At 51.6% G+C, this 24,705-nt stretch carries 20 protein-coding genes; 6 read left to right on the top strand and 14 right to left on the bottom strand.

Annotation, left to right across the window (positions count from 1 at the left end; translation table 11 throughout):
- Positions 1 to 180 precede the first annotated feature (180 nt).
- The 4 genes from Q0499_RS18670 to Q0499_RS18655 all read left to right on the top strand — a co-directional run bounded on the left by Q0499_RS18670 (position 181) and on the right by Q0499_RS18655 (position 4,541).
- Positions 181 to 1,065 (top strand): LysR family transcriptional regulator, encoded by an 885-nt coding sequence (locus Q0499_RS18670; RefSeq protein WP_299202685.1) that lies wholly within the window; start codon positions 181 to 183, stop codon positions 1,063 to 1,065.
- Positions 1,066 to 1,357: 292 nt separating this feature from the next.
- The gene (locus tag Q0499_RS18665) at positions 1,358 to 2,410 is read left to right on the top strand and encodes an aromatic ring-hydroxylating dioxygenase subunit alpha (protein WP_299202682.1); all 1,053 of its coding nucleotides are present in this window, start codon (positions 1,358 to 1,360) and stop codon (positions 2,408 to 2,410) included.
- A 44-nt stretch (positions 2,411 to 2,454) separates the two neighbouring features.
- The gene (locus Q0499_RS18660) at positions 2,455 to 3,402 is read left to right on the top strand and encodes a PDR/VanB family oxidoreductase (RefSeq protein WP_299202679.1); all 948 of its coding nucleotides are present in this window, start codon (positions 2,455 to 2,457) and stop codon (positions 3,400 to 3,402) included.
- A gap of 86 nt (positions 3,403 to 3,488) precedes the next feature.
- Positions 3,489 to 4,541 (top strand): TRAP transporter substrate-binding protein, encoded by a 1,053-nt coding sequence (locus tag Q0499_RS18655; RefSeq protein ID WP_299202676.1) that lies wholly within the window; start codon positions 3,489 to 3,491, stop codon positions 4,539 to 4,541.
- A gap of 232 nt (positions 4,542 to 4,773) precedes the next feature.
- Here the strand turns inward: Q0499_RS18655 and Q0499_RS18650 are convergent, their stop codons facing one another.
- The 13 genes from Q0499_RS18650 to Q0499_RS18585 form a co-directional block, all read right to left on the bottom strand.
- A complete protein-coding gene (locus Q0499_RS18650; RefSeq protein ID WP_299202673.1) occupies positions 4,774 to 5,637 on the bottom strand; it encodes an MBL fold metallo-hydrolase in 864 nt (287 codons plus the stop codon).
- 3 nt (positions 5,638 to 5,640) lie between these two features.
- Complete coding sequence (locus Q0499_RS18645) at positions 5,641 to 6,459, bottom strand: sulfite exporter TauE/SafE family protein (protein WP_299202670.1); 819 nt, start codon at positions 6,457 to 6,459, stop codon at positions 5,641 to 5,643.
- 68 nt (positions 6,460 to 6,527) lie between these two features.
- Positions 6,528 to 6,977, bottom strand: coding sequence for a cyanase (gene cynS, locus Q0499_RS18640; protein WP_299202667.1), 450 nt, complete (start codon positions 6,975 to 6,977; stop codon positions 6,528 to 6,530).
- Positions 6,978 to 7,088: 111 nt separating this feature from the next.
- A complete protein-coding gene (locus Q0499_RS18635) occupies positions 7,089 to 8,432 on the bottom strand; it encodes an FAD-dependent oxidoreductase (RefSeq protein WP_363317835.1) in 1,344 nt (447 codons plus the stop codon).
- Complete coding sequence (locus Q0499_RS18625) at positions 8,429 to 9,562, bottom strand: acyl-CoA dehydrogenase family protein (RefSeq protein WP_299202663.1); 1,134 nt, start codon at positions 9,560 to 9,562, stop codon at positions 8,429 to 8,431. Before Q0499_RS18625 ends, Q0499_RS18635 begins: the two co-directional genes overlap by 4 nt.
- 31 nt (positions 9,563 to 9,593) lie before the next feature.
- Complete coding sequence (locus Q0499_RS18620) at positions 9,594 to 10,142, bottom strand: OsmC family protein (RefSeq protein WP_299202660.1); 549 nt, start codon at positions 10,140 to 10,142, stop codon at positions 9,594 to 9,596.
- Between the two features lie 644 nt (positions 10,143 to 10,786).
- Positions 10,787 to 12,490: a sigma 54-interacting transcriptional regulator gene (locus tag Q0499_RS18615; protein WP_299202657.1), complete on the bottom strand. Its 1,704-nt coding sequence runs from the start codon at positions 12,488 to 12,490 to the stop codon at positions 10,787 to 10,789.
- Between the two features lie 144 nt (positions 12,491 to 12,634).
- The gene (locus Q0499_RS18610) at positions 12,635 to 13,462 is read right to left on the bottom strand and encodes an ABC transporter permease (protein ID WP_299202654.1); all 828 of its coding nucleotides are present in this window, start codon (positions 13,460 to 13,462) and stop codon (positions 12,635 to 12,637) included.
- The gene (locus Q0499_RS18605) at positions 13,459 to 14,733 is read right to left on the bottom strand and encodes an ABC transporter substrate-binding protein (protein ID WP_299202651.1); all 1,275 of its coding nucleotides are present in this window, start codon (positions 14,731 to 14,733) and stop codon (positions 13,459 to 13,461) included. Before Q0499_RS18605 ends, Q0499_RS18610 begins: the two co-directional genes overlap by 4 nt.
- A 29-nt stretch (positions 14,734 to 14,762) precedes the next feature.
- Positions 14,763 to 15,572, bottom strand: coding sequence for an ABC transporter ATP-binding protein (locus Q0499_RS18600; RefSeq protein ID WP_299202648.1), 810 nt, complete (start codon positions 15,570 to 15,572; stop codon positions 14,763 to 14,765).
- Positions 15,573 to 15,883: 311 nt separating this feature from the next.
- Positions 15,884 to 16,381, bottom strand: a complete 498-nt coding sequence (locus tag Q0499_RS18595) for a DUF934 domain-containing protein (protein ID WP_299202645.1) — start codon at positions 16,379 to 16,381, stop codon at positions 15,884 to 15,886.
- The gene (locus Q0499_RS18590; protein WP_299202642.1) at positions 16,378 to 18,075 is read right to left on the bottom strand and encodes a nitrite/sulfite reductase; all 1,698 of its coding nucleotides are present in this window, start codon (positions 18,073 to 18,075) and stop codon (positions 16,378 to 16,380) included. The genes Q0499_RS18595 and Q0499_RS18590 overlap by 4 nt, the downstream gene beginning before the upstream one ends.
- A 95-nt stretch (positions 18,076 to 18,170) precedes the next feature.
- On the bottom strand, positions 18,171 to 19,580 hold the full coding sequence (locus tag Q0499_RS18585) for a PLP-dependent aminotransferase family protein (RefSeq protein WP_299202639.1): 1,410 nt from the start codon (positions 19,578 to 19,580) through the stop codon (positions 18,171 to 18,173).
- Between the two features lie 109 nt (positions 19,581 to 19,689).
- Here Q0499_RS18585 and ccoG point away from each other — a divergent pair, with 109 nt between their 5' ends.
- Positions 19,690 to 21,063, top strand: coding sequence for a cytochrome c oxidase accessory protein CcoG (ccoG, locus tag Q0499_RS18580; protein WP_299202636.1), 1,374 nt, complete (start codon positions 19,690 to 19,692; stop codon positions 21,061 to 21,063).
- A gap of 158 nt (positions 21,064 to 21,221) precedes the next feature.
- Here the strand turns inward: ccoG and glpK are convergent, their stop codons facing one another.
- Positions 21,222 to 22,715, bottom strand: coding sequence for a glycerol kinase GlpK (glpK, locus tag Q0499_RS18575; RefSeq protein WP_299202632.1), 1,494 nt, complete (start codon positions 22,713 to 22,715; stop codon positions 21,222 to 21,224).
- Positions 22,716 to 22,983: 268 nt separating this feature from the next.
- Between glpK and glpD the strand changes: the two genes are divergently transcribed.
- Positions 22,984 to 24,474 carry a glycerol-3-phosphate dehydrogenase gene (gene glpD, locus Q0499_RS18570; protein ID WP_299202629.1) on the top strand — a complete coding sequence of 497 codons (1,491 nt, stop codon included), beginning with the start codon at positions 22,984 to 22,986 and terminating at the stop codon, positions 24,472 to 24,474.
- The last annotated feature ends 231 nt before the right edge of the window (positions 24,475 to 24,705 follow it).

Genomic DNA, 24,705 nt, shown 5'->3' with positions numbered 1-24,705 from the left:
TGAGAGAAACCGAATCACGAATATCGCCAGAGCTGAAAAAGCGCTGGTGTATAAACGCTTCGCGACCGGGAGTGTTAACGCATAAAACTTAGCTGATAAAAACTGAGTACGTGTAAGATAAGGCAAAAACTGTTTAAATTATATTCATATAATATTGCCAACAAGTTAAATTATATTTATATGACATTAGAACAACTGCTCACCCTCAGCCGTATTGTCGAGTATGGCACGCTTAAACGAGCCGCTGACAGTCTGCACAAAACTCAGCCAGCGCTCTCGATGGCCATAAAGAAACTGGAAGAGGAGTATGGTTTCAGGATACTTAACCGCGACAGCTACCGCCTGAGTCTGACGCAGGAAGGGCGATTATTTTACAGCAAAGCTCAGGAACTGTTATTGAATGCACAGCAGCTCAGTTCACTTGGTCAGCATCTGGCAGACGGTAACGAGTCGCTGATACGCTTTGCCTATGATCTCGCCTGTCCAACTTCAATGATGCTGGACGTATTAAAACGGTGTCATAGCCTCTACCCGGATACTGAGTTTCAGATTATGGAAAAAACCCGTTTTGGTGCCTTAGAGCTGCTGCATAAAGACCAGGCGGACCTGGCGATCAGTCCCTGGTGGCCAACGCTCTATGCAGCAGGGGATCTTGATACCCTGCCTATCGGTGAGTTCACCATTCTACTGGCCGCTTCGCCTGAGCTATTTGGGGGTGCCGTCGTCAATAATACCGGGCAACTGAGATCCCAAGTTCACCTGGTGATCGAGAAAAGCGCATTCGAATTTGATTCTGAGAATTTGATTTTACTTAAAGGTGTTCGAACCTGGAAAACCCAGAGTGCCAACACCTTAAAACAGCTGTTACTAGCGGGGCTGGGGTGGGGATTTATACCTGAACATATGATCAGGGACGAGCTTGCCAGTGGCACGCTGGTGGCATTGCAACCTGAGGATATGGAATACGCCATCAGCGGCGAGGTCAGACTATTGCGCAACCAGAAAAGCAGTTTAGGGCCGGTTTCAAAGATGTTATGGCAGGCCTTTGCTGAGTTCAGGCAATAACCATAAAGATAAGATCATAGCCCTTACCGATACGGCTGAGTGCTGCGTGCTGCGTATCAACTATTTAGCCCCTTCAGCCCCTCTTTTTTCTGTTTCGCATCAGCTTTTTTTCAGATGAACTATTTGCCTCTCTATATTGATTATTCAGGCCTTTCGATGCAGAAAAAGACTACGTCCACTATTCAAAAACCAATTTTTGTATCCAAAATATAGTTTTTTATTGCACTAAAACCCTTAACTTGCCTATTATTGTATCCATAAAAACAAATGACGCTATTTTGGAGTCCTTTCTATGTTTCCTAAAAACTGCTGGTATGTCGCCTGCACCCCTGATGAAATTGCTGAAAAACCCCTCGGTCGCAAAATCTGTGGCGAACAGATCGCATTTTTTAGAGATGGCGATGGCAAAGTGGCTGCAGTAAAAGACTTCTGCCCCCATCGTGGTGCACCACTCTCTCTGGGCTATACCGAAGAGGGAGGTCTGGTGTGTGGTTATCATGGTCTGAGAGTTGATCGGGACGGTAAAACCGTCTCAATGCCTAAGCAACGGGTGGGTGGATTCCCCTGTATGAAAAGCTATCCGGTCGAGGAACGCTACGGCTTTATCTGGGTCTGGCCCGGCGATGCCGAAAAAGCCAATGCTGATGAGATTCATCACCTGGAGTGGGCTGACAGCCCTGACTGGGCCTACGGTGGAGGTCTGTTCCACATTCAGTGCGATTACAAACTGATGATCGACAATCTGATGGATCTGACCCACGAAACCTATGTTCACTCCACCAGTATCGGCCAGAAAGAGATCGATGAAGCGCCGGTCAAAACTGAAAAAATGGGCAACGAAGTTCATACCAGCCGTTTCATGGATAATGTTACCGCGCCTCCCTTCTGGCAGGCGAACCTGCGCACCAAAGGTTTGCCCGATGATCAGCCGGTAGATCGCTGGCAGATCTGTCAGTTCACCCCGCCAAGCCATGTGCTGATTGACGTGGGTGTGGCTCTGGCCGGCAACGGTGGCCGCGAAGCCCCTGCTGACAAGCGGGTCAATAGTATTGTTGTCGACTTCATTACGCCGGAAACAGAAACCAGTCACTGGTACTTCTGGGGGATGGCGCGTAACTTTAATGCGGATGATGCAGCGCTGACTGATGCGATTCGTGAAGGCCAGGGGGGTATCTTCTCTGAAGATCTTGAGATGCTGGAACTGCAACAGAAAAACCTGCTGGCGAATCCGGAGATGCGACTGCTGAAGCTGGATATTGATGCTGGCGGCGTGCACGCCCGACGCATTATCGACAAGCTTATTAAAGAGGAAAACCCTGCTGCTACTGAGTCTTCATTAGCCTGATACCAGTTCAACTGATCACCTGATGAAGGCCCGGAGAGTAAACTATGTTTGAAGTCGAAGTGACCGCCAAGACTCGGGAAACCGATGCTATCCATCTGTTTCGCCTGGCGCGTACCGATAATGCACCACTGCCGGCGTTTAGCGCCGGGGCACATGTCGATCTGCACCTGCCCAATGGGCTGGTGCGACAATATTCGTTGTGCAATCCCCCCCATGACCACCACTGTTATGAAATTGGGGTTCTTAACGATCCCGATTCACGGGGCGGTTCGCTCACCCTGCATGAGTCAGTCAATGTGGGCGACCGCTTAACCATCAGTGAGCCGCGCAATCTGTTTCCGCTGGAGCACAGTGCAAGCCACCATCTGCTGATAGCCGGTGGCATCGGTATCACCCCGCTGCTGTGCATGGCAGAGCGTCTGGCACACACCAATGCGAGCTTTTCGCTGCATTACTGCGCCAGATCCCCTGCTCATGCGGCTTTTGTTGAGCGCATCAAATCCTCTGAATTTGCTGACCGGGCGACATTCCATTTCAGCCAGACAGAGGGCCATGTGGATCTGCAGGCACTGCTTGCCGATCCGGATCAAGGCACTCACCTCTACACCTGTGGCCCAAACCCTTTTATGGATGCAGTGCTACAAACTGCAGCCGCACAGGGTTGGGATGAGTCCCGGTTACACCGTGAATACTTTGCTGCAGCTAGCGGCTCAACTGAAGCGGATAGTGCGTTTGAGATTCAGCTTGCCAGTAGTGGCGAAGTGATTCAGATTCCGGCGGATAAGAGTGCGCTGGAAGTCTTGCTGGACCTGGATATCGATATCTCTTTTGCCTGTGAAGAGGGTGTTTGCGGTTCATGTTCGACCCGGCTGCTATCCGGTGAGCCAGATCACAGAGACGTCTATATGACACCCGAAGAGCACGCTAAAAACGAAGAGTTCGCGCCTTGCTGCTCCCGCGCCAAAAGCGCGCGATTAGTGCTGGATATATAAACATCGGGCTACTGGCTAGCTGATACGTATTACAAAAAAAACTGTGCTGCATCCAATAACAATAAATAACCTTTAAAGGTACCTACATGAAACTAAAAACAACCATAAAACGTTCTATTGCTGTTTGTGCTTTATTACTCGGGGCAGGTAGCGCCAGCGCCGCTGAACCGGAATTCACCTTTAAGCTGCACCATATGCTACCACCGCCATCAAACGCACATACGAACTTCCTGGTTCCCTGGGCAGATAAAGTGATGAAGGAATCCGATGGGCGGATAAAAATTGATATCTATCCATCGATGCAACTGGGAGGCAAACCGCCTCAGTTATTTGATCAGGTACGTAAAGGTATCGTTGATATCAGCTGGACAGTCACCGGATACACACCGGGCCGTTTCCCTAAATCAACCGTGTTTGAACTCCCCTTTATGGCAGCAGATGCCAAATCGGTGAGTATGGCCATACAGGATTACGCCGAACAGGAGATGGCTGACGAGTTCAAGGATGTGCATCTGCTGGCGATGCATGTGCATGCACCGGGTTCACTCAACTCCCGTGATAAAGCCATTCATACGGCTGAAGATATGCAAGGCCTGACCGTACGGGCACCCAACAAAGTGATGGCAACCGCATTTGAAGCCTTAGGTGCCAACACCGTTTTCATGCCCGTACCGCAGATGCCCAGCGCTTTGTCGAAGGGAGTCATCGATGTAGCGGTACTGCCTTTCGAAGTGGTCAAACCACTGAAGATACATCAGCTGGTTAAGCACCATACGGAGATACTGGGAAAGCGCGGTCTCTATGCTAATAGCTTTATCTTCAGCATGAATAAAAAAGCCTATGACAGCCTGCCAGCTGACCTGCAAAAAGTGATCGATAACAACTCCGGCGTTGAGCTGGCTGGCTTTATTGGTCAGGCATTCGATACCTATGAGAAAACCGGCCGACAGGCCGCTATTGATCAGGGCAACGAACTGTACCAGCTACCCGATGCTGAAATTGCCGTCTGGAAAGAGAAGCTGGCATTCGTAACCGCAGACTGGCTGAAACAGATGAAAGCCGATGGCTATGATTCTCAGATGCTGCTGGACAAAGCCAATGCCCTGATCGATAAATATCAGGCCGCCAATCAGCAATAAACTGCCTGATTAAAAGCACCAGAGGCCCTGGATATCTCCAGGGCCTCTGACTCAGCCAATCAGAATGCCCGATATCCGCTGCAGATAAACCAGCCGCTTAACGCAACAGAAACATCGCTCTACTCCACCCCTACCGCTCCAACATGAGCCCATCGGAGCTCAGAAATATCTATGATAAATAGCGTTCGCCAGATCTTTTATGTTCAGGTGCTAGCGATAGACAACCAACCGGTTATAAAAAATTCAGGGGTATCTTTAAGTATCGCAGACCGTTGCTTTCCGGTTTCGGCAGCTCTCCCGCACGAATATTAACCTGCACAGAAGGAAACAGCAGCCGCGGAGAGTCGAGTGTTTTATCGCGACTGCGACGCTGTTCGATAAAATCCGTTTCACTCACGCCGTCATTGATATGGATGTTGTGTTCCCGCTGTTCAGCTACCGTTGTCACCGAGGCGTATGCTCGTGCAGTGGGTGGATAATCATGGCACATCAGCAACAGCGTCTCATCCGGATAGGCTAAAATCCGGCGAATGGAGGCATAGAGTTTTTCCGCGGAGCCTCCGGGGAAATCACAGCGGGCGGTGCCCACATCCGGCATAAACAGGGTATCACCGACAAAAATCACCTGCTCTTCAACCACGTAAGCGGTGCAGGCAGGGGTATGTCCGGGGGAAAATAGTGCCTTGCAGTTCAGTGGACCGATAGTGAAAGTCTCATCCCGTTCAAACAGATAATCAAAGCGCGATAACAGCTCATATTCAGACTCTTCAACATTGAACAGTTTAGAGAAGGTGTTGACGACTTCGGTCACCTGCTTACTGACGGCCACCAACCCCCCTGCTTTACTGCGGATATAGGATGCCGCCGAGAGATGATCTGCATGGATATGGGTTTCAAGAATCCACTCTACCTTGAGCATCATCCTATCGATAAAAGCGAGAATTTTATCTGCCGCCTCGGTATCGGTTTTACCGGAGTTTGACTTATAGCAGAGCACTGAGTCGATCACTGCACAGGGACTGCCGATACCGGTATGCAGAACATAACTGAAGGTTGAAGTGACACTATCAAAGAAAGTTTCGACGACAGGTTTCATAGGTTAACTCCAGAAGTTTGGCAGCATATATTTGTACAATAACGCCATCGACACCACGCTGGTTAACAGGGCAAAACCGAGGGTTAGTAACTGGCCGGATAACAGCGGCGCGCTCTTCCGCCCGGCGACCATGCCTACACAGGTAGCACCGATAAACCACCAGGCCTGCGGGGTGATCTGGGCACCATGAAACAGTGCAGCGATCACGGTGCCGGTGGAGATAAGCGTGATGACCGCCAGCGAGGTAGCAACGATGCTGTGCATATTCAGGTTACTGAACTGGCGAATACCCGGCACAATCAGAAAACCACCGCCAACCCCGAGCAGACCACTGCTAAAGCCGGATAAACCGCCAATCGAGGACAGGGTAAAAAAGCATTTGGGGTTCCACTCAAAACGGCCGGTATCCGGACGCAGCATACAGTTGAATTCCAGTGGATGGGCAACTCCACCCTGCTGCTCCCGGTAGTGCTGTAACGCCTGCCGCGCCATTTTAATGGCCACCATCAAGAGCAAAATACTAAAGATAGAGGTGAGAATATCGGCAGGCAAAACATGGGATGCAGCGATACCCAGCGGCGCAATCAGGGTGCCAGATATCGCCATCACAATCGCGGCACGATAACGCACCAACCCCTGCCGCAAGCCATCAAGGCTGCCCAACAGAGAGGAGATGCCCACTGAAATAAGTGACACCGGCATCGCTTCAGGCAAGGTAAAACCCAACCCAAGCATTAACGCCGGCACTGCCAGCACACCACCACTGCCTGTTAGACCCAGTGCTAAACCGACACCCATACCCAGCAATATTTCCGTAATCATGTAGATCCTGACCGCGCAGAGAGTTAAAAGAGCCGATATCCACAATGCGGATACCGGCTCTCAGTGTATCAGTAAGTTTTGTATGGCAGGAACTTACCTGAAAGCACAACGTTTACACGATCACCCTTAGGGTCTTCTTCACGGTTAATATCCATAGAGAAATCGATCGCACTCATGATGCCGTCGCCAAACTCTTCGTGAATCAGCTCTTTGATCGTGCTGCCGTAGACACTCACAATCTCATACCAGCGATACAGCAGTGGATCAGTGGGTACTGCAGTTGGCAGTGACCCTTTATACGGTGCTACCTGCAGCCAGGCAGTGGCTTCATCAGACAGTTCAAACAGGTCACCCACCTTCTCTGCCTGCTCTTTGTTAAAGGTCATCTGCCCCAGACATGCAGCAGTCGTCCACTCTTTGGACAAACCAATCAGTTCGGCCACAGCGCTCCATTTAATACCCTTACGCACTTTGGCGGACAAAATCAGTTGGGTTACTTCGTCGCGATTACTAATCATGATGTCTTCCTTCAATAGCGATCAAATTACATAGATCTGTGTAAGTGTTTGTTGTGTTTTGGGTTGGGCTGTTAATCACAGCCCGGTTGTTTAAACATTATTGTTAAAATATTATGCAGCCCGATTATGCGCACTGGCCCCGACTTTCAGCTGTGCAATAACCTGCTTGTCGAGGCGTTGTTCCATAATCAGCTCATCCGCATCTTCATAGACCAGGGTCCAGTCAACCCCAGCTAATGGCAGGCCATTCATCACCACCGGCAGTGACCGGGTTTTCAGGCGTACCACCGGTGCGCTGTGTTGATAAACACAGGCTTCGAGATCAAGTACTGCATGGGCAATCGTTTTCGCCTGATGCTTAATCGGTTCGATAAAACGACAGGGAGTGCCCTCAATATTGATGCAATCTCCCAACGCATAGATATCGGCCTGACTGGTTTGCAGGGTGTCTGCATCAACCGTAATACCCCGGTCAAAATCCAGACCCGCGTGACGGGCGATACGGTCATCGGTGATTAACCCGGTCGCCGCCAGAACCTGATCGAACTCAAGGGTAGTGCCACTTTTGAACTGAATCTGTTTCTGGTCATTGTCCAGCGCAGTGATACCACTAATCTCATCGTTGCCGATGTAAGTGACACCCAGGCCAGAGAGACTGTCAGCCAGACGTTTAGACGCCTGCAGGGGCAGTAAACCCGCCAGTGGAGATGTGTTGCGATCCAGCAATGTGACCTGATGTCCGGCACGGACAAAGTCTTCAGCAATCTCACAACCGATCATACCCGCACCGACAATTGCGATGCTCTGCGGCCCTTTAGCCAGCGCCTGTTGCATACCCGACCAGCAAGCCAGATCATTCACTCGCCAGCACAGGTCTGGCGGCAGCTGATCGGGCAATACCGGTTTGGCTCCCTGAGCTAATACCAGTTTGGTGTAGGTCAATGATCCCCGGGTGGTGCGAAGCTGATGTAATTCTGGCGTAACACCCACCACAAAGGTTTCCGCCATCAGCTGCACGCCCAGACGTTTTACCGCTGCAACACCGGTTTCCTGAATCAATGCAGCCTTATCCAGTCCACGGCTGATCGCAACAGACAGTTCAGGCTTATGATACAGATCACCACTACAGGCACTGACCAGCGTAACCGGCACCTGCTGATCCAGCTGACGAATCGCGTCTACCGCTGCCCAGCCTGCCAGACCTGCACCAACAACAACGATACCGGGCTCTGTACTGAAATTAGCAGTCTGTTCAACCGCAATAACCAGCGGCTTCTCGAACAGTTCAAAGTCGGTTTTGGTGACACCGCACAGTGGGCATTCCCAATCATCCGGAATATCTTCGAAACGGGTTCCTGGAGCTAAACCACTGTCCGGATCGCCCTTCTCTTCATCATAGATCAGGCCGCAGGCGCGGCAGAGATACTGCCGCCACTCTTGAACGTCATTACTCATGCTGGCACCTCTTCGCGCATCAGTTTTGCCATCTCCCAGCGCAGATGCTTGATCGCCGGGGTAACGATGGCGACAAAATGAGCCTCACGAATACGACGCTGAGGCGCAGAGTTCATCAGATACCCTTTAGCGCCCTGGTGCAGCAGTGCTGATTGAGATGCTTTAAGACTTAACTCAGCGCCCTGACAACGGACATCCAATACATCCAGAAAGAAATCCTTGCTGCCATCGAAAGGCGTTTCTGCCAGCACCATCGCCCGGCCTGCCAGTTCGTCAAACTCAGCTTGCAGCTCATCGGGACGGTTATGCAGATACTGGTTAACATGCCCCAGGGTTGGCTCTGCCTCACGGATAGAGTCAATAGATCCCTGGATCACACCCGCCGCGATACCGACCTGTAACAGGACGAATGCGCCACGGATACGTTGAATATAGGGGCGGGCCGGATCAGCAATCATCTGATCCTCGCTGACAAAGTAGTCGACCAGCGGCACCGCCCAGGTGCTGGTACCTTCCATACCAGAAAACTCAGGACAAGCACGCAGCTGAACACGCTCATCCAGATCCAGCAGGAACATAATTTCGTGGGAACGGCTGCCGTCGTCCCGATCCACTGCGGCTATTGCACCACAGTACTGACCCGGAGCGATGTGACTCACCCAGGGCAGGGTTCCAGTAACACTGTAACCACCCGGCACTTTTTTAGCTTTGAGCGCCATCTTCTCAATGCCGGTCAGGGCTTTCATCGGATTAGACAGCCCGGTGCCACCGAACGTCAGTCCGGCGGTGTGATCCTGCAATCGCGCTAACAAAGCCGGGTTACCGGATTGTTCCATATACAGACCACAAACATCGTGAGCCCAGGTCATAAAACCGGTGGCACCACAATGACGGCTGATCTCACTCATCGCAGAGATCGCCAGGCCGTAACGGGAGCCGTGCTGATCAAGATGACCCGCATAGGCGCCTGCCTGACCGAGGCTTGCCATGATATCCAGCGGGTAGTAACCCTCATCGATGCGTCTGGCTGCAGGTGCTAATTGTTCCCGTGCAATCAAACCGACATCAGCGAGCACCTTGGCATCGTCGGTCCAGGGGGCTGTAATAGAAGAAACTGCTACGCTATTCATGGCTTACCTCTCAAGTCAGTGGATGATTCAATTAGTCCATCAGGCTGATGCTGAAAGCGACCGGATTACGCATAGTGTTGGCAACCGGAGAAAAGAAGTTAGCGTGTTTAACAATCTCATCCAGCTCTTCGCGGGTCGCATCTCCTTCGATCAGAACTTTCACACGGATATCCTGAAAACCCATATCTTCAGGCTTCATCTCAGCACCACCGGCACCCCATGCAGCCGGGTTACCGATATCACCTTCCATGAAGATTTCCAGTTTGCTCAGTTTCACCTGTTTCCAGGTTGCAACTGCAGTGATACCTACGCACAGACAGCCACCCAGACCAGACAATACGATCTCACCCGGAGCTGGCGCAGTATCTTCACCAAACAGATGCAGCGGCTCATCAACAACCACTTCGTGATGGTTGATATGGCTGACGGTACGGTACTGACCATCGGTGATGGTATGTACTTTGTTAGTTCCACGGGTACCCGGGTTGTTACGACCTTTCTCTGCAAATGCCATCAGGCCATCGCGATCAATCGGACGCAGGTGGGCGGTAACAGTTTGTGGTGCAGTAGCGGTAGTCATTGTTTTTCTCCAGAAGGTTGAGCAGAACTGTATATTTCTTTATAAACATGCCAGATGTTTATCTATACAAAGCAGGAACGATGCCAAACAAAATTAACTGATTAAAATCAACAACTTAATACTGAAAACAGTTATTCAGGCTAACATAAGCCCGACATTGTCAATAAATGTAATTGAGGCATTGTCTGACAATGTCAGACATAAACAGAAGGCCGGTAAAGCCATTTCCAGGAATGCTGAAAACAGAAAACCCCGAACCTGAGTCCGGGGTCTTCTGTAGGATTTAATACCGCGAATACACCCTGTTAACAGGCATGGAAACCGTCATGCCGCATAAACACGTTAAGATAGTTCAGATAGGGAAACAGGAAGCAACCACGGCAGCACAGCCTTTACCCCTGACATTGATAGACAATGACAATCCATAAGGTCTGTTAGTAGTTAACCAGCGCTGCTAGATGACCATTCCTCAGATACAGTTAAGAAGGCGACTTCCAGGCTCTTTATAGATGCAGCCAAACTCAGCGAACAGAAGCTATTCACCGAGCAGGCTAGTTGAGAAAGAATCATTCAAAGGCCAACAAAGCACTCATAACAAAGCTCATAATCTAAAGCGTTTAAAGACAGCGCTTATTATAAAGTTCTCAGGCTTCACGACTGAGGTTCATCGGCAAACCGAGTTTTTCCAGGCGATAGCGAAACTGGCGTGGTGACATGCCCAGAATAGCGGCCGCACGGGTTTTATTTCCACCGGTGTGCTTCAGCGCTTCCGCAATCGCCTCGGCTTCATCTTTACGCACCCAGCTATAGGGACGATTCATTGAAGCACCCTGCGATGCGCTGCTAAAAGATGACTGAGGCGGGAACGACGCAACCGCGGGTGGACTCTCCACCGGTACAGAGGACCTTGCTGAGAACATCTCGGAAGGCTGACCCGCTTCAAGGTGTTCGTTAATCGCGGATTCCTGACGCAGGATAGTCTCTATATCATTGATCGTGATGGTGCCATCCAGACAGATCAGCACCGAACGCTTAACCACATTTTCCAACTGACGGATATTACCGGGCCAGTTATAGGTTTCCAGACGCTCCATCACCCCTTTGCCAAATACCGTATAACGACCATACTCCCGGTTAGCACTGAGCAGAAAATGACTTGCCAGGATTCTCACATCCCCCGCCCGCTCTCGTAGTGGCGGCAGATGGATCGGGAACACATTCAGACGATAGAACAGATCGAGGCGGAACTTACCCTGATTCACCGCCTCCTGAAGGTTTTTATGGGTTGCCGTAATAATGCGTACATCAACGGGAATATCCTTTACGCCACCCACCCGCTGGATCACCTGACCTTCAAGGATGCGCAGCAGTTTGGACTGTAGTTCCATATTCAGGTCGCCAATCTCATCGAGAAACAGCGTCCCGCCACTGGCTAACTCAATTTTACCTTTTTTACTGGCGGATGCGCCGGTAAACGCGCCCCGCTCATGCCCAAACAGCTCTGATTCCAGCAACTGCTCAGGAATCGCCGCACAGTTTATCGCCACAAAGGGCTGATCCCGGCGCGAACTATTCAGGTGTAGCACCTGAGAAAAACGCTCTTTACCGGTACCCGACTCGCCGGTCAGCAACACCGTCACAACGGTATCCGCAACCCGGCTGATCTGCCTCAATGCATCACGAACCGCCTGACTTTCACCCAGTATACCGTGGTTGTTTTCACCCGTCTGATGCTGCAGGGCATCCTTCAGTTCACGGTTTTCTTCCTGCAGATAACTGGTGCGCTCCTCAATCAGATTGCTGATACTGATAATCTGCGCGATAAAGGTTGCCAGAATCCGCAGAATCATCAAGTCAGCATCGATTGCCCGTGGTCGCATTCGCAGCCGGTGTGCCGCCAGCACACCAATAGGCGAATTACCATCCATAATCGGTACCGCAATATAGGCAACCACACCGTCCGGCAGAGTTTCCCGATCAACCGCCCGGAACAGATAGTTCTGTTCCTCATCAATATTCTGAATCACCGCAGGCTGACCACTTTTCATCACACTGCCAGTGATACCTTCACCCACTTTGTAGACCCCCTGGCGACGCTCTTCATCACGCAAGCCATAACTGTAACGGATCTGCAGCGTTTCACTGGCAGTCGACGGCAGCAACACACGCCCACGATTCAAACCGAGCATCTGCGACATCAGCCGCAAGGTGCCGGAGATCGCTATCTCAGGTGTCGCCGCCTGGCCGATAAGCTTCGCTGACTCATGCAACACCGTTAGATCAGATGCGCCTGCACCGGCATCACTCTCGACATTTTTATGCAGATGAACGTCTGTTGGATATCCCATAGGCTCTAACCTCTACAAGCAGAAATACCTGTTGCATCGCAACAGGTATATTCAGAACGGTTTAAACAGCTACCGTAAACATTTAACGCGGCCGACAACACAAACCGGCATCGCTTTAGCACCGAACGATCAATGCTCAAACCATCACTCCATATGCCAGTTAAACCGCTTAATCAGCACGCTGCAGATAGTATCCAGACCATAGCCGATGACGCCGATCACGATAACCACGGCTGCCAGACTGTCATACGACAGGGTGTCTCGAGCGTCGTTGATCGCATACCCAAGTCCACTGGTGACTCCCAGATATTCCGCCGGAACCAGAACCACCCAGGCAACACCGACCGCCAAACGAATACCCGCCATAACATCGGTCATAATCGCTGGCAGAATGATCCGCCGCAACATCTGAAAACCGGACGCCCCCAGATTGCGTGCCACCTTAAACCAGTTCGGATCGATGCGACGCACACCGTGAGCGGTAGAGAAGATGATCGGCCATACCGTCGCCATTACAATCAGAAAGATGATCGCTGAATCCCAGCTTTGAAAAGCCAGTACTGCAATCGGCATCCACGCCAGCGGGCTGATCATGCGCAGAAACTGAAACGGCACGTTAGCCACTTTCAGTGCCAGACCAAAGTACCCGACCGTCACGCCAACCGGCACACCGATTGCGATACCCCAGACCAGCCCGGACAGAATGCGATAAAGGCTGGAGCCGATAGGCTGCCAGACTTCACCACTGGCGATCAGATCCACCAGCGCACTAAACGTCGGTGCGGGGGCGAATGCCGCAAACGCACTCAGATCCGGATCATTTTCAATCATGAAACCACCGAACCACCACAGCAGCAGCAGACCGGTAATGCCCATAGCCGGGTATTGCAGCGACTTTAGCCAGCCAAACACCTGTGACATATTCGGCATAACACTGGTAACTGTCATCGTTTGAGTATTACTGGTGTTCATATCGCAATCACCTCTTCTCGCTCAAATGGGTTCTCCGCATTAAAACCAGGCGCATTTTCCCAGCCTTTATGCTTCTCCATCGCCGCTTTAACAAAGCGATAATCAACCAGATCCTCAGCCACAAAATCTGCGTCCAGCTCGTTCAGGAAGGTGGTATCACCACTCACCAGGGTGTTTTTCAACTCATTTACAATCAGCTTAGTCGCTGAAGGGAATGGCCATGGCTGGAAGTCGATCCGGCCGCTATTCCACTCAGGATGCTGAATCGCATCTGGAGATGCATAGGTGTCATCGTCATACAGCGTCATTGCACGTTCAACCACATTCGCCTTCATTGGCAGATAGCGTTCGCCATCTTTAGACAGCAGGTGAGCCACCTCTTTCTTGTTTTGCTGCGCGTAGATCTGTGCTTTTACAATGGCGTTCATGACCTTCTGAGTCCATTCAGGCTTGGCATTCACCTGGTCCTCATTCATACACACAACACAGCAGGGATGGTTACGCCAGATATCACCGGTAAAGCGCAACATCTTGCCACCAGCCAACAATTCACCCGCAGCATTAAAGGGCTCAGCCACAATAAATGCGTCGATCTTTTTCGCCGCCAGTGAAGGTGGCATATCCGGTGGCGGCATAATCTGCAGATTCACTTCATCAGCCGCGATAGGTTCACCCTGGGACTTAATCACCGGCTTCAGTCCTACATGACGCAGCGCCATCTGCAGCACGATATTGTGCATGGAGTACCAGTAAGGCACAGCAACCTGTTTGCCACCCAGATCCGCAAAGCTCTCCGCTTTAACATGCTTACCCACCACCACACCTGAACCATTCAGATGAGCCCAGGACATAATTTTGACGGGGAAGCCGTTGTTATAGCGCATCCAGATTGGAATAGGCTTAAGGAAGTGAACCAGGTTAAATTTACCCGCCGCAAACCCTTCAACAAGCGGCGACCAGCCACGAATCAGGGTTGGCTTTTCTGATTTAAGCCCCTCTTCAGCGAAGAACCCTTTTGCATGAGCAACCAGCAGCACAGTGGCATCGGTAATCGGCAGATAACCGATCCGCACAACCTCGTCTTCCGGCGGCTGGATACTACCCCAGGCAGGCATACTGGCCGAAAGCCCGAACATCGCTGCAAGACCACCCATGGCAAGACTATCCATCATGAAATCACGGCGGCTCATCTCATGCTTCTGCAAATACTCCAGATCAGCGGCTGACATTTCATCCTGCTTAGCATCGTGCTTAGAATTGTACTTTTTCATTATAAAATCCTCTTAAAATTGGGTAGCTATCAGGCGGCTGATTGAGAAATCTCAGACTGATCGGGATCAGCCGCATTGCGGCCTGCCAATCCGGTATCGGTCCCTTTAAACTGTTGCATCAATTCGTCACGCATCGTCTGAAAACCAGAATCCATATGACGACGCGGCCAGGGCAGGTCTACTACCAGCTCACCGACAATCCGCCCCGGGTTCTGGGACATGATTAACACCCGGTCGGCCATCGCAATCGCTTCATCAATATCGTGGGTGACTATCACCATGGTGATACCGCGTTCACGGCAGATATTGGGCACCTCTTCCTGAAGCTGTGTGCGGGTAAAGGCATCCAGCGCGGAAAAAGGCTCATCCAGAAGCAACACTTCCGGTTCGGTTGCCAGCGAACGCGCCAGCGCAACCCGCTGCTGCTGCCCACCGGAAAGGCTCTGTACATTGACGTCTTTCTTATCGTGCAGCCCAACCATATCCAGCAACGCATCCACCCGCTCACCGGCCTCAGCTTTCGGCATACCATCAAACAGCAGACCCAGCGCAGCATTCTCTTTAACGTTCATCCAGGGATAGAGGGAGGCTTTCTGAAACATCATGTTCCACTTAGCGCTGGGTTTAGTCACCAGATGACTATTGATGCGGACACAACCATCAGAGGGAATAAGCAAACCCGCCATCATGTGCAGCAGCGTCGACTTGCCACAACCACTGCGACCAATCAGCGCCACCAGCTCACCAGGTTCAATTCGATTTTCAATATCTTTCAGCGTAGGTTCTGCTGAAGCACTGAATTTATGTGTGATGAAATCAAGTGATATAGACGCACCCATACTCCGGCTCCGATAAATTAGTATTGATCCAGATCAAAGCATTTTCCGGGCCAAAATTAATAAACCAATAAAAACATATAGTTAGGTGGAGATGTAGAATAAAGGAAACACCCACTATGGTCTGACAATGTCGAGCATTGTCAGGTAATGGCCGGTTATGCCCTATTGCAGTGCAGCATTGCGCTCCATTGTCGGGCATATTTTCATCAATTTTAGTGAGGTTCGGGAGGATAAACAGAACGGTGAATTCGATAGGCTGTCAACCAGGAATTCTACTGACTGACAACCCGAAGAGATCCGGAAGACGCAGCTTATCTACGCCGGAACAGCGGCTGGGGTGTAGATACCGAACGGGCATAGATCAGATCAAACACTTCCAAACCTTTTAGCGCCTCCTCTGCTGACTTATCTTCACGAACAGCAAAGGAGCTGAAGCCACAGTGACGCATCGCCGCTAACTGATCTCGTAACACATCACCCACGGCACGCAGCTCTCCCTCGAAACCATGTCGGGCACGCAGCAGATAGGCCTGACTATAGGCCCGACCATCACTGAAGCGGGGAAACTGAAGCGCTATCAGCGGCAGAGAATCGAGCCAGGGCTGCAGCACGCCAGGATCATCATCCGGATGCAGCACCACGCCATACAGCTTCTGCAAGCTTTCACCTGATTCAGCTAACACCAGCAGACGCTCCAGTGACACGATCTGATAATCGCGATTACCGCTGTCATCTTCACCCGGCATCGACCAGGGGTCATCATGCACAACCGTAGAGACTCCGTTCACCGTCGTAATAATGTTTTTCATACGGAGGCCTCCTCAGGGGTTACCTGTGCAGTAGCGGTTGGCGTCTGATAAACCCGCTCTTTAAAGGGGTCAAGACCGATGCGGTTGACCGTTTCGATAAACGGCTCGTCCAATTCACGGTAGTCCAGATAGGTCTGCAACAAGCGGTTTATCGCTTCCGGCACCTCTTCCGTCCGGAAAGCACGTCCGATCACTTTACCCAGCGAACTGTTCTTTCCCTGAGCGCCGCCAATGGTGATCTGGAAAAACTCCTCACCACTTTTATCCACCCCGAGGATACCGATATTGCCGATATGGTGATGACCACAGGCGTTGACACAACCGGAGATATTCAGCGTCAGATCACCCAGATCATGGAGGAAATCGATATTATCAAAACGTTCCTGAATGGCACGGGTGACCGGCAGTGAACGGGTGTTCGCCAACGCACAGTAATCACCACCGGGGCAGGCAATCACATCGGTCAGCAATCCCACATTGGGCTTCGCCAGATTAATCTCTGTCAGTTTTTTCCACAACGGATAGAGATCCTGTTTACGGATATCCGGCAGCACCAGATTCTGCTCATGGGACACCCGGATCTCACCGAAACCATAGCGTTCCGCCAGATCCGCCACAGCGTTCATCTGCTCGCCGGTAACATCCCCGGGAGGCGCGCTGGCACCCGGCTTGGTTGACAGTATCACCGAGGCATAACCAGTCACTTTATGCGGCTGCGTATTGCGCTGTACCCATAAGCCAAACTGCGGATCACGGGCCAGCCAGGCACCATATTCAGGATCAATCAGATCGAGTCGCTCGTAAACCGGTGGTGCAAAACCGGCAGCTACCCGCTGATACTCTCTCTCGGTCAGCACGGCGTCACTGTCTTTAATCAGCGCCCACTCACGCTCAACCTCCTGGGCAAACGCATCCACGCCCAGCGTTTTAACCAGAATTTTGATACGCGCCTTATACTTGTTATCCCGGCGGCCATAACGGTTATAAACACGCAGAACCGCTTCGGTGTAGGTGAGTATATGTTGCCATGGCAGAGCTTGTTTCACCCGCTCATTGAGGATCGGCGTTCTGCCAAGCCCACCCCCGGCCATAACATCCAACAGCATCTCACCCCTGTCACCCCGATAGAGATAGAGACCAATATCATGGGCGCGCACTGCGGCACGATCAGATGCTGAGGATGAGATAGCGATCTTAAATTTGCGCGGCAGAAAGAGAAACTCAGGATTTACCGTCGACCACTGTCTGAGGATTTCAGCCAGAGGGCGGGGGTCTATCACCTCGTCACCGGCCACTCCGGCAAACGCTTCAGTGGTGATATTGCGTACGCAGTTACCGGAGGTCTGGATCGCATGCATATCATGATCGGCCAACAACTGCAGGATGTCCGGCACCTGTTCCAGCTCAATCCAGTTAAACTGAATATTCTGGCGGGTAGTGAAATGGCCATAACCGCGATCAAAGTCAGTGGCTATTTTAGCCAGCACCCGCAACTGATCGGCAGAGAGGGTGCCATAAGGGTTCGCCACCCGGAGCATATAGGCATGCTTTTGCAGGTAGAGTCCGTTTTGCAACCGCAGCGGCAAAAACTCCTCTTCACTCAGATCGCCCGATAGCCGGCGTGCAACCTGATCACGGAACTGCTCTACCCGCGCCTGTACCAACGCCCGGTCATATTCATCATATCTGTACACAACATCAGTACTCGTTCAGCTACTTTAGCCGCCCAGAATATACTGAGGTGTAAATCAGGCACAGGCTCAATATTTTAATTTTTAATCGAGACAGATTAACCCTGCGGCACCAACACAGCGGACAAAATATTCAGCGCCTCAACCCGGCGCTTATCCCAGGGATGGGAAAAACTGAGGCGCATACAGTTGCGAAATTGTCCCGATACCGAGAACAACGGCCCGGGGGTAATCACCACCCCACGATCGAGCGCTTCGGGATAAGCCTCTAAGGTATCCACCCCTTCAGGCAACTCTACCCACACCGCTAAGCCACCCTGCGGCAGGCTGATTCTCAAATCCCCGGGCCAGGCTCGCAGGTGCGCAATCAGCCGGTCACGTCGTTCACGCAACTCATGGCGCTGGCGGCGCAGATGGGCCGCAAAACTGCCATCGGCGATAAACTCAGCGACCCCTTGTTGCAGATAGCGACTACTGCTCAGTTGGGTCACCAGTTTAAGTTTGATAATCCGTTCGTGCCATCGCGCTCCTGAGATCCACCCCAGCCGCAGGTCCCGGGATAACGATTTTGAAAATGAGCTACAGAGGATCACCCGGTTATATTGATCCAGCGCTTTCAGCGGATCGGGCACCACTCCCAAAGCTGTATCGGCATAGATATCATCTTCAATAATGGCCAGATCATATTGTTCCGCCAGAGCTAACAACTGCTGCCGGGCGTCTGTCGGCATCAGCGCCCCTCCCGGGGTTGAAAAGGCCGGTGAGACTATACAGGCTTTAACTTTCCAGCGTTTGAGCACCTCTTGCAGCGCCTCTATATCCATCCCTGTAGAGATGGATGTCGGCACCTCAACAACTTGTAAACCTAGCTGTTCAAGCAGCTGCAGCACACCGTAAAACCCCGGCGACTCAACCGCAACAATATCGCCCTTTTCGCAGGTCGCCATCAACGCCAGGAACAGCGCATGCTGACAGCCGGAGGTGATACACAACTCATCAATATCCGCCTGCCAGCCACGGCGTAGCAAATGCAGGGATAGCTGTTCCCGCAAGCCAGCATCCCCCGCAGGAATATCGTAATACTGGTAATCATCGCCCCGTTGCCGACGCAGCGCTCTGGCGACCGACCTGTTCAGGGTGACAATGCCCGCGGGCAGCTCCCCCGCGTGCAGATCCGGTAGCAGATCAAAGGCTGCACTGCGGCGCATAATATCCAGCAACAGCTCACTCACCGTTACCGGCCTGGGCGCCTCGATACGTGAACGGCTGATCGGCTCCTTTACGGTTTTAGCATGCAGCGCAACAAAGTAACCCGCTTTAGGCCGGGCTTCCAGCAAGCCCTGCGCTTCAAGGCGCTGCAGGGAGTGCTGGACAGTCGCTTTCGACAGCCCATGTTGTTTGCACAGCGCCCGGATCGAGGGCAACCGATCCCCCATCAGCCAGCGCTGTTCTTCAATCCCTTTTAAGAGCCAGCTCTCAAGCTGTTGATAGAGATAATCTGATGTCATTGTGCCTTACCGCCTAACTGTACCTATTAACTATAATTTTTTTATACCTGCTCCTATACAAATTACAACCGTAATCTAGCGCAATCACAAAATTTAGTAGATTGTCGCCATGCAAAAAATTCCTGTTATACAAGACCCAACGCCTCCCTTTGCAACCGATGGTAAGTTTCACGTGCGCCTCACCGAGGGGCGTTTTCAAAACCTCAGACGGCTGACCACCTGGCCCATGATCGCACTGTTTTTCGGTCTTGCCTGGGTACAGATCGATGGTCAGCCGTTTCTGTTTTTCTCTTTTGAGCACCGCCGTATCACCCTCTTTGGCAGCGCGTTGTCCTGGCATGATCTGCCCTTACTGGCAGGATTAATGATTGCAGGCGCGACGCTGCTGTTTTTTATGGCGGTGGCCTGGGGACGGGTCTGGTGCGGCTTTGCCTGTCCACAGAGCGTCTGGACCTGGCTGTTTATCCGCATCGAACAGCTGACCGAAGGGCGTGCCAGTGAACGGGCTAAAACTGACCATCTGCCACTGCGCGGTAAGCGTCTGTTACGCCGGGTACTGAAACATATTCTCTGGATCTCTTTGTCAATACTCACCGCGGCAACCTTCACCGGATACTTTGTCCCTATCCGCGAGATCGCTGCCGATATGATCAATCTGCAGATGTCATCCGCGCTGTTTGGCTGGCTGACTATTATGGCGGCGCTGACCTATGCCAACGCCGGTCTGGTGCGGGAAAAAATCTGTCTGCATGCCTGTCCCTACTCACGTTTCCAGAGCGTTATGTTTGACGACAACACTCTGACAGTCAGCTACGACGCTAAACGCGGTGAACCCCGGGCAAACCGTCGTCATTCAAATAAAAACAGCACGGATGAAAATAGCGGCGACTGCGTTGATTGCGGTATCTGTGTACAGGTCTGCCCCACCGGCATCGATATTCGAAATGGCTTGCAGGCGGCCTGTATCGACTGCGCCGCCTGCATCGACGCCTGCGATAACGTCATGGATAAGATTAACCGCCCAAGAGGATTGATACGGTTTGCATCCGAACGCCAGCTGGAGGGCAAACAATCCCCCTTCCTGCGTGGAAAACTGGCGGGCTATGCGGCGGTATCCCTCTGCGCGATCTCAGCGGTCGCCTATGGCTTTACCAATACCAAAAGCTTATTGGTAGAGGTGCGCCGTGACCGAACAGAACTGTTTACCCAGCTGGATCAGAATACCGTGTGCAACAACTATCGCGTCAAAGTGGAAGGCTTTGCCCGTGGTCAGGAGCGGATTCAGGTTTCCCTCTCCGCAACCCCACAGTTTATGCTCTACGGCCCTGAAGTCATCAAACTCAGCGACAGCAACTCAGCCTGGTTACCCTACCGTATCTGCGGTAGTAATGTGGAGGAGGCGAACGCGAAACTGGCATTTGTCTTCACCGACAATGGCATCTCAACATCAAAGGAAACCACCTTCCTGTCGAAGCTGATCTGAAACGACACGCCCGGCTATAAAGGCCGGGCTTTACAACCAATGCAGAGTCGCTCTGGTAAGTTAGCAATAGTGTTTTCTTTAGCAAATATCGCTCACGTCGATCAGCTGCTTCAAGCCTGGAGTAAGTCTGCCTTCATGAAATAAGAGTGCACAGTCATTTACTCAGGACCGGCCTTTCCCTGAACACGCCTTACCGCGTCCTGCCATCCGGCATAGAGCTCATCACGACGCGACTTGCTCATGGTCGGCTCAAAGCGTTTTTCACAATGCCACATCGACTGCAGCGCCTCTAACGATTCAAACACCCCAGCCTGCAAACCAGCTAAGTAAGCAGCCCCTAAGGCGGTAGTCTCAATAATCTCGGGCCGGTCGACCGTTGCACCCAGAATATCTGAGAGAAAATTCAGCACCCAATTATTAACCACCATGCCGCCATCAACACGCAATGTGGTTGGCCTGACACCATCACTTTCCATCGCTCTTTGCAGATCTTTGGTTTGATAACAAACCGATTGCAACCCTGCGGTAACAATCTCCTTGATGCCGGTATCCCGTGTGAGACCCAAAATAGCGCCCCGGGCATTCGGGTCCCAATACGGCGCACCTAGTCCAGTAAAGGCAGGGACCATATAAACACCATGATCAAGCGGTGTCTGGCGGGCCAGCGGCTCAGCATCTGCGGCCCCTTTGATCAGTTGCAAACCATCACGAAGCCACTGAATCGTCGCACCCGCGATGAAAATACTCCCCTCCAATGCATAGGTGGTTTTGCCGTTCAGGCGATAAGCAACGGTTGTCAGCAAGCGGTTTGTCGAGACCAGTGCGTTATCACCGGTATTCAGCATCAGAAAACAACCGGTACCATAGGTGCTCTTAGCCATTCCCTTAGCGAAACAGGTCTGACCGAAGAGTGCCGCCTGCTGGTCGCCTGCAACACCAAGAATGGGGATCTCAGCCCCCAGAAGGTGTTTGTCAGTCACACCGAAATGAGCGGACGAATCCATCACTTCAGGCAGCATAGACGCGGGGATATCGAACAGTTCGAGAAGCTCGGGATCCCACTCCTGCGTATGGATATTAAATAGCAGGGTGCGTGAAGCGTTAGTAGCATCTGTACGATGCACCGCGCCTCCGGTGAGCTGCCAAAGCAGGTAGGTATCGACAGTACCAAAGACCAGATCACCCCGCTCGGCTTTCTCCCTGGCGCCGGGGATCTCTTCAAGCAACCAGCAGATTTTAGTGGCAGAGAAATAGGGATCGATCAGCAATCCGGTTTTCGAGCTGATTAACGTTTCAACACCTTGCGCTGAGAGCATTTCACAATACTCAGAGGTGCGACGGTCTTGCCAGACAATGGCATTGTAGATCGGCAGCCCGGTATGGCGGTCCCATACCAGGGTTGTTTCTCGCTGGTTGGCAATACCGATCGCGATGATTTCGTCAGCTGATACCCCGTTCTCCGATAATACTTTGCGGCAGGTCGTCAGAACCGTGCCCCACAAATCATCAGGATTGTGCTCAACCCAACCATCGTGTGGAAACTTCTGCGAGAACTCCTCCTGAGCCAGCGCGTGTATTCGCCCTTCAGTCGTGAAAAGAACCGCTCGTGAACTTGTTGTGCCCTGGTCGATGGACAAGAGATACCCAGACATGAACATTCCCTATATTGTTATTCTGTATGTTCCTAAATATTCGAAAATGCATGCGCTATAACAAATAAACAACACTGACCTTCAATATCGAACAAAGACACTCTTTTGCATCTATAACACAAAAAGCTCATCTAGGATCTTTTGCTCAGTATTGTTCGCTTAGATTGATATTTTTGAAATAGGAACATTATAGTAGTCAGAAACCAACCATAATAGATGAATAACCGACACCATGGTCTTAACGGGTATTTGCAGAGGAGAACCAGAGATGCGTCTTACGCATGATGTTTATGACCTCCTTGTTATCGGTGGCGGCATTAACGGGGCAGGTATTGCGGCAGATGCGGCCGGTCGCGGCCTGTCAGTTGCCCTGTGCGAAATGAGCGATCTGGGATCAGCAACCTCATCAAACAGCAGCAAACTCATCCATGGTGGACTCCGATACCTGGAATACTACGAGTTCAGATTAGTCAGAGAGGCGCTGGCTGAACGCGAAGTGTTACTAAAAAACGCCCCCCACATTATCTGGCCGTTGCGTTTTCGGCTTCCTCACCGGCCACACCTGCGTCCGGCATGGATGATTCGCGCAGGCCTTTTCCTTTACGACAATCTGGCCAAACGAGCCACACTGCCTGCATCAAAGAGCTTGATCTTTGGTGCTGAGAGCGTACTCAAGTCAAGCATGCCCCGTGGTTTTGAATATTCTGATGGCTGGGTAGATGATGCCCGTTTGGTCGTTTTGAACGCCTTAGCGGCCCGGAATAAAGGCGCAACGATTAAAACCCGCACCCGATGCATCAGCGCCAGGCGTACAGATCAGCTCTGGAGCGTCACACTACGGGATACGCTCACCGGCCACACTGAGGCTCTCAAATCCCGCTCTATCGTTAACGCTGCAGGTCCCTGGGTTTCAAGCCTGTTTGAAGATGTAATGAATTCAAAGCCGCCTAAGAACATCAGATTAGTGAAAGGCAGTCACATCATTGTTCCCCGTATTCATAACGAACCTGAGGCCTACATACTCCAGAATGAAGACGGCCGTATAGTGTTTGTTATCCCCTACGAAGAGAGCTTCTCGTTGATCGGCACCACCGACCAGGAGTACTTTGGCGACCCTGCCGAAGTGACAATCGATCAGGGTGAAATAGAATACTTAGTTGAGATCACCAATCAGCATTTCCGCACTCAGATTAGCGCAACCGATGTCGTAAGAACCTACTCAGGGGTGCGCCCGTTACTCGATGACAACGCCGGGGCGGCCCAGGCAGTGACCCGTGATTATACCTTTGAAGTTGACGCCCCCGGCAACCAGGCACCGTTAATCTCGATCTTTGGTGGCAAGATCACAACCTATCGAAAATTGTCCGAGGCGGCTGTCGATAAACTATGTGAGCACTTTCCTGACAGTGGGCCAAAGTGGACGGCTGATACCTGTCTGCCCGGAGGTGACTTTGAGAGTCAGCCAGCATTGCAAAACGAGCTGACACGCCGATACCCATGGCTGCCGAATCAGATAATCAGGCGATATGTTCGAACTTACGGCACCCTAGCCTACCGTCTGCTAAAAGATATCGACTGCCTTAGCAAGATGGGAAAAGACTTTGGGGCCGGTCTGTATGAAGCAGAAATACGTTACCTGATTGATCACGAATGGGCCTTAACCGTTGAAGACATCATCTGGCGAAGAACCAAGCGTGGGCTTTACATGACAGAAACGGACGTTGATCGCTTAACCTCATATCTGAACAACCACTTGTAGTACACACTTAATAAAGGCACTCGACAATTGTATTTCTGAGTTACGGGAATCGATCACACTGCTACCTTTCTGCTGACACATTAATGTGTGACTTTCTGTTTGAGAAAAGTAAACTTATCGCTCTGCCGATCGGTTTCAGCACAAATGCTCAACAGGTCATCAATAAAATGATGCAGGGCCCGCCGCTCAATCTGCCGGATCTTTTGCTGTTGCGCCTCTGTCAGCATGTGA

Source organism: uncultured Amphritea sp. (genome assembly GCF_937127095.1).
Classification (GTDB): Bacteria; Pseudomonadota; Gammaproteobacteria; order Pseudomonadales; family Balneatricaceae; genus Amphritea.
This window is presented reverse-complemented; position numbering and strand designations above follow the sequence as displayed.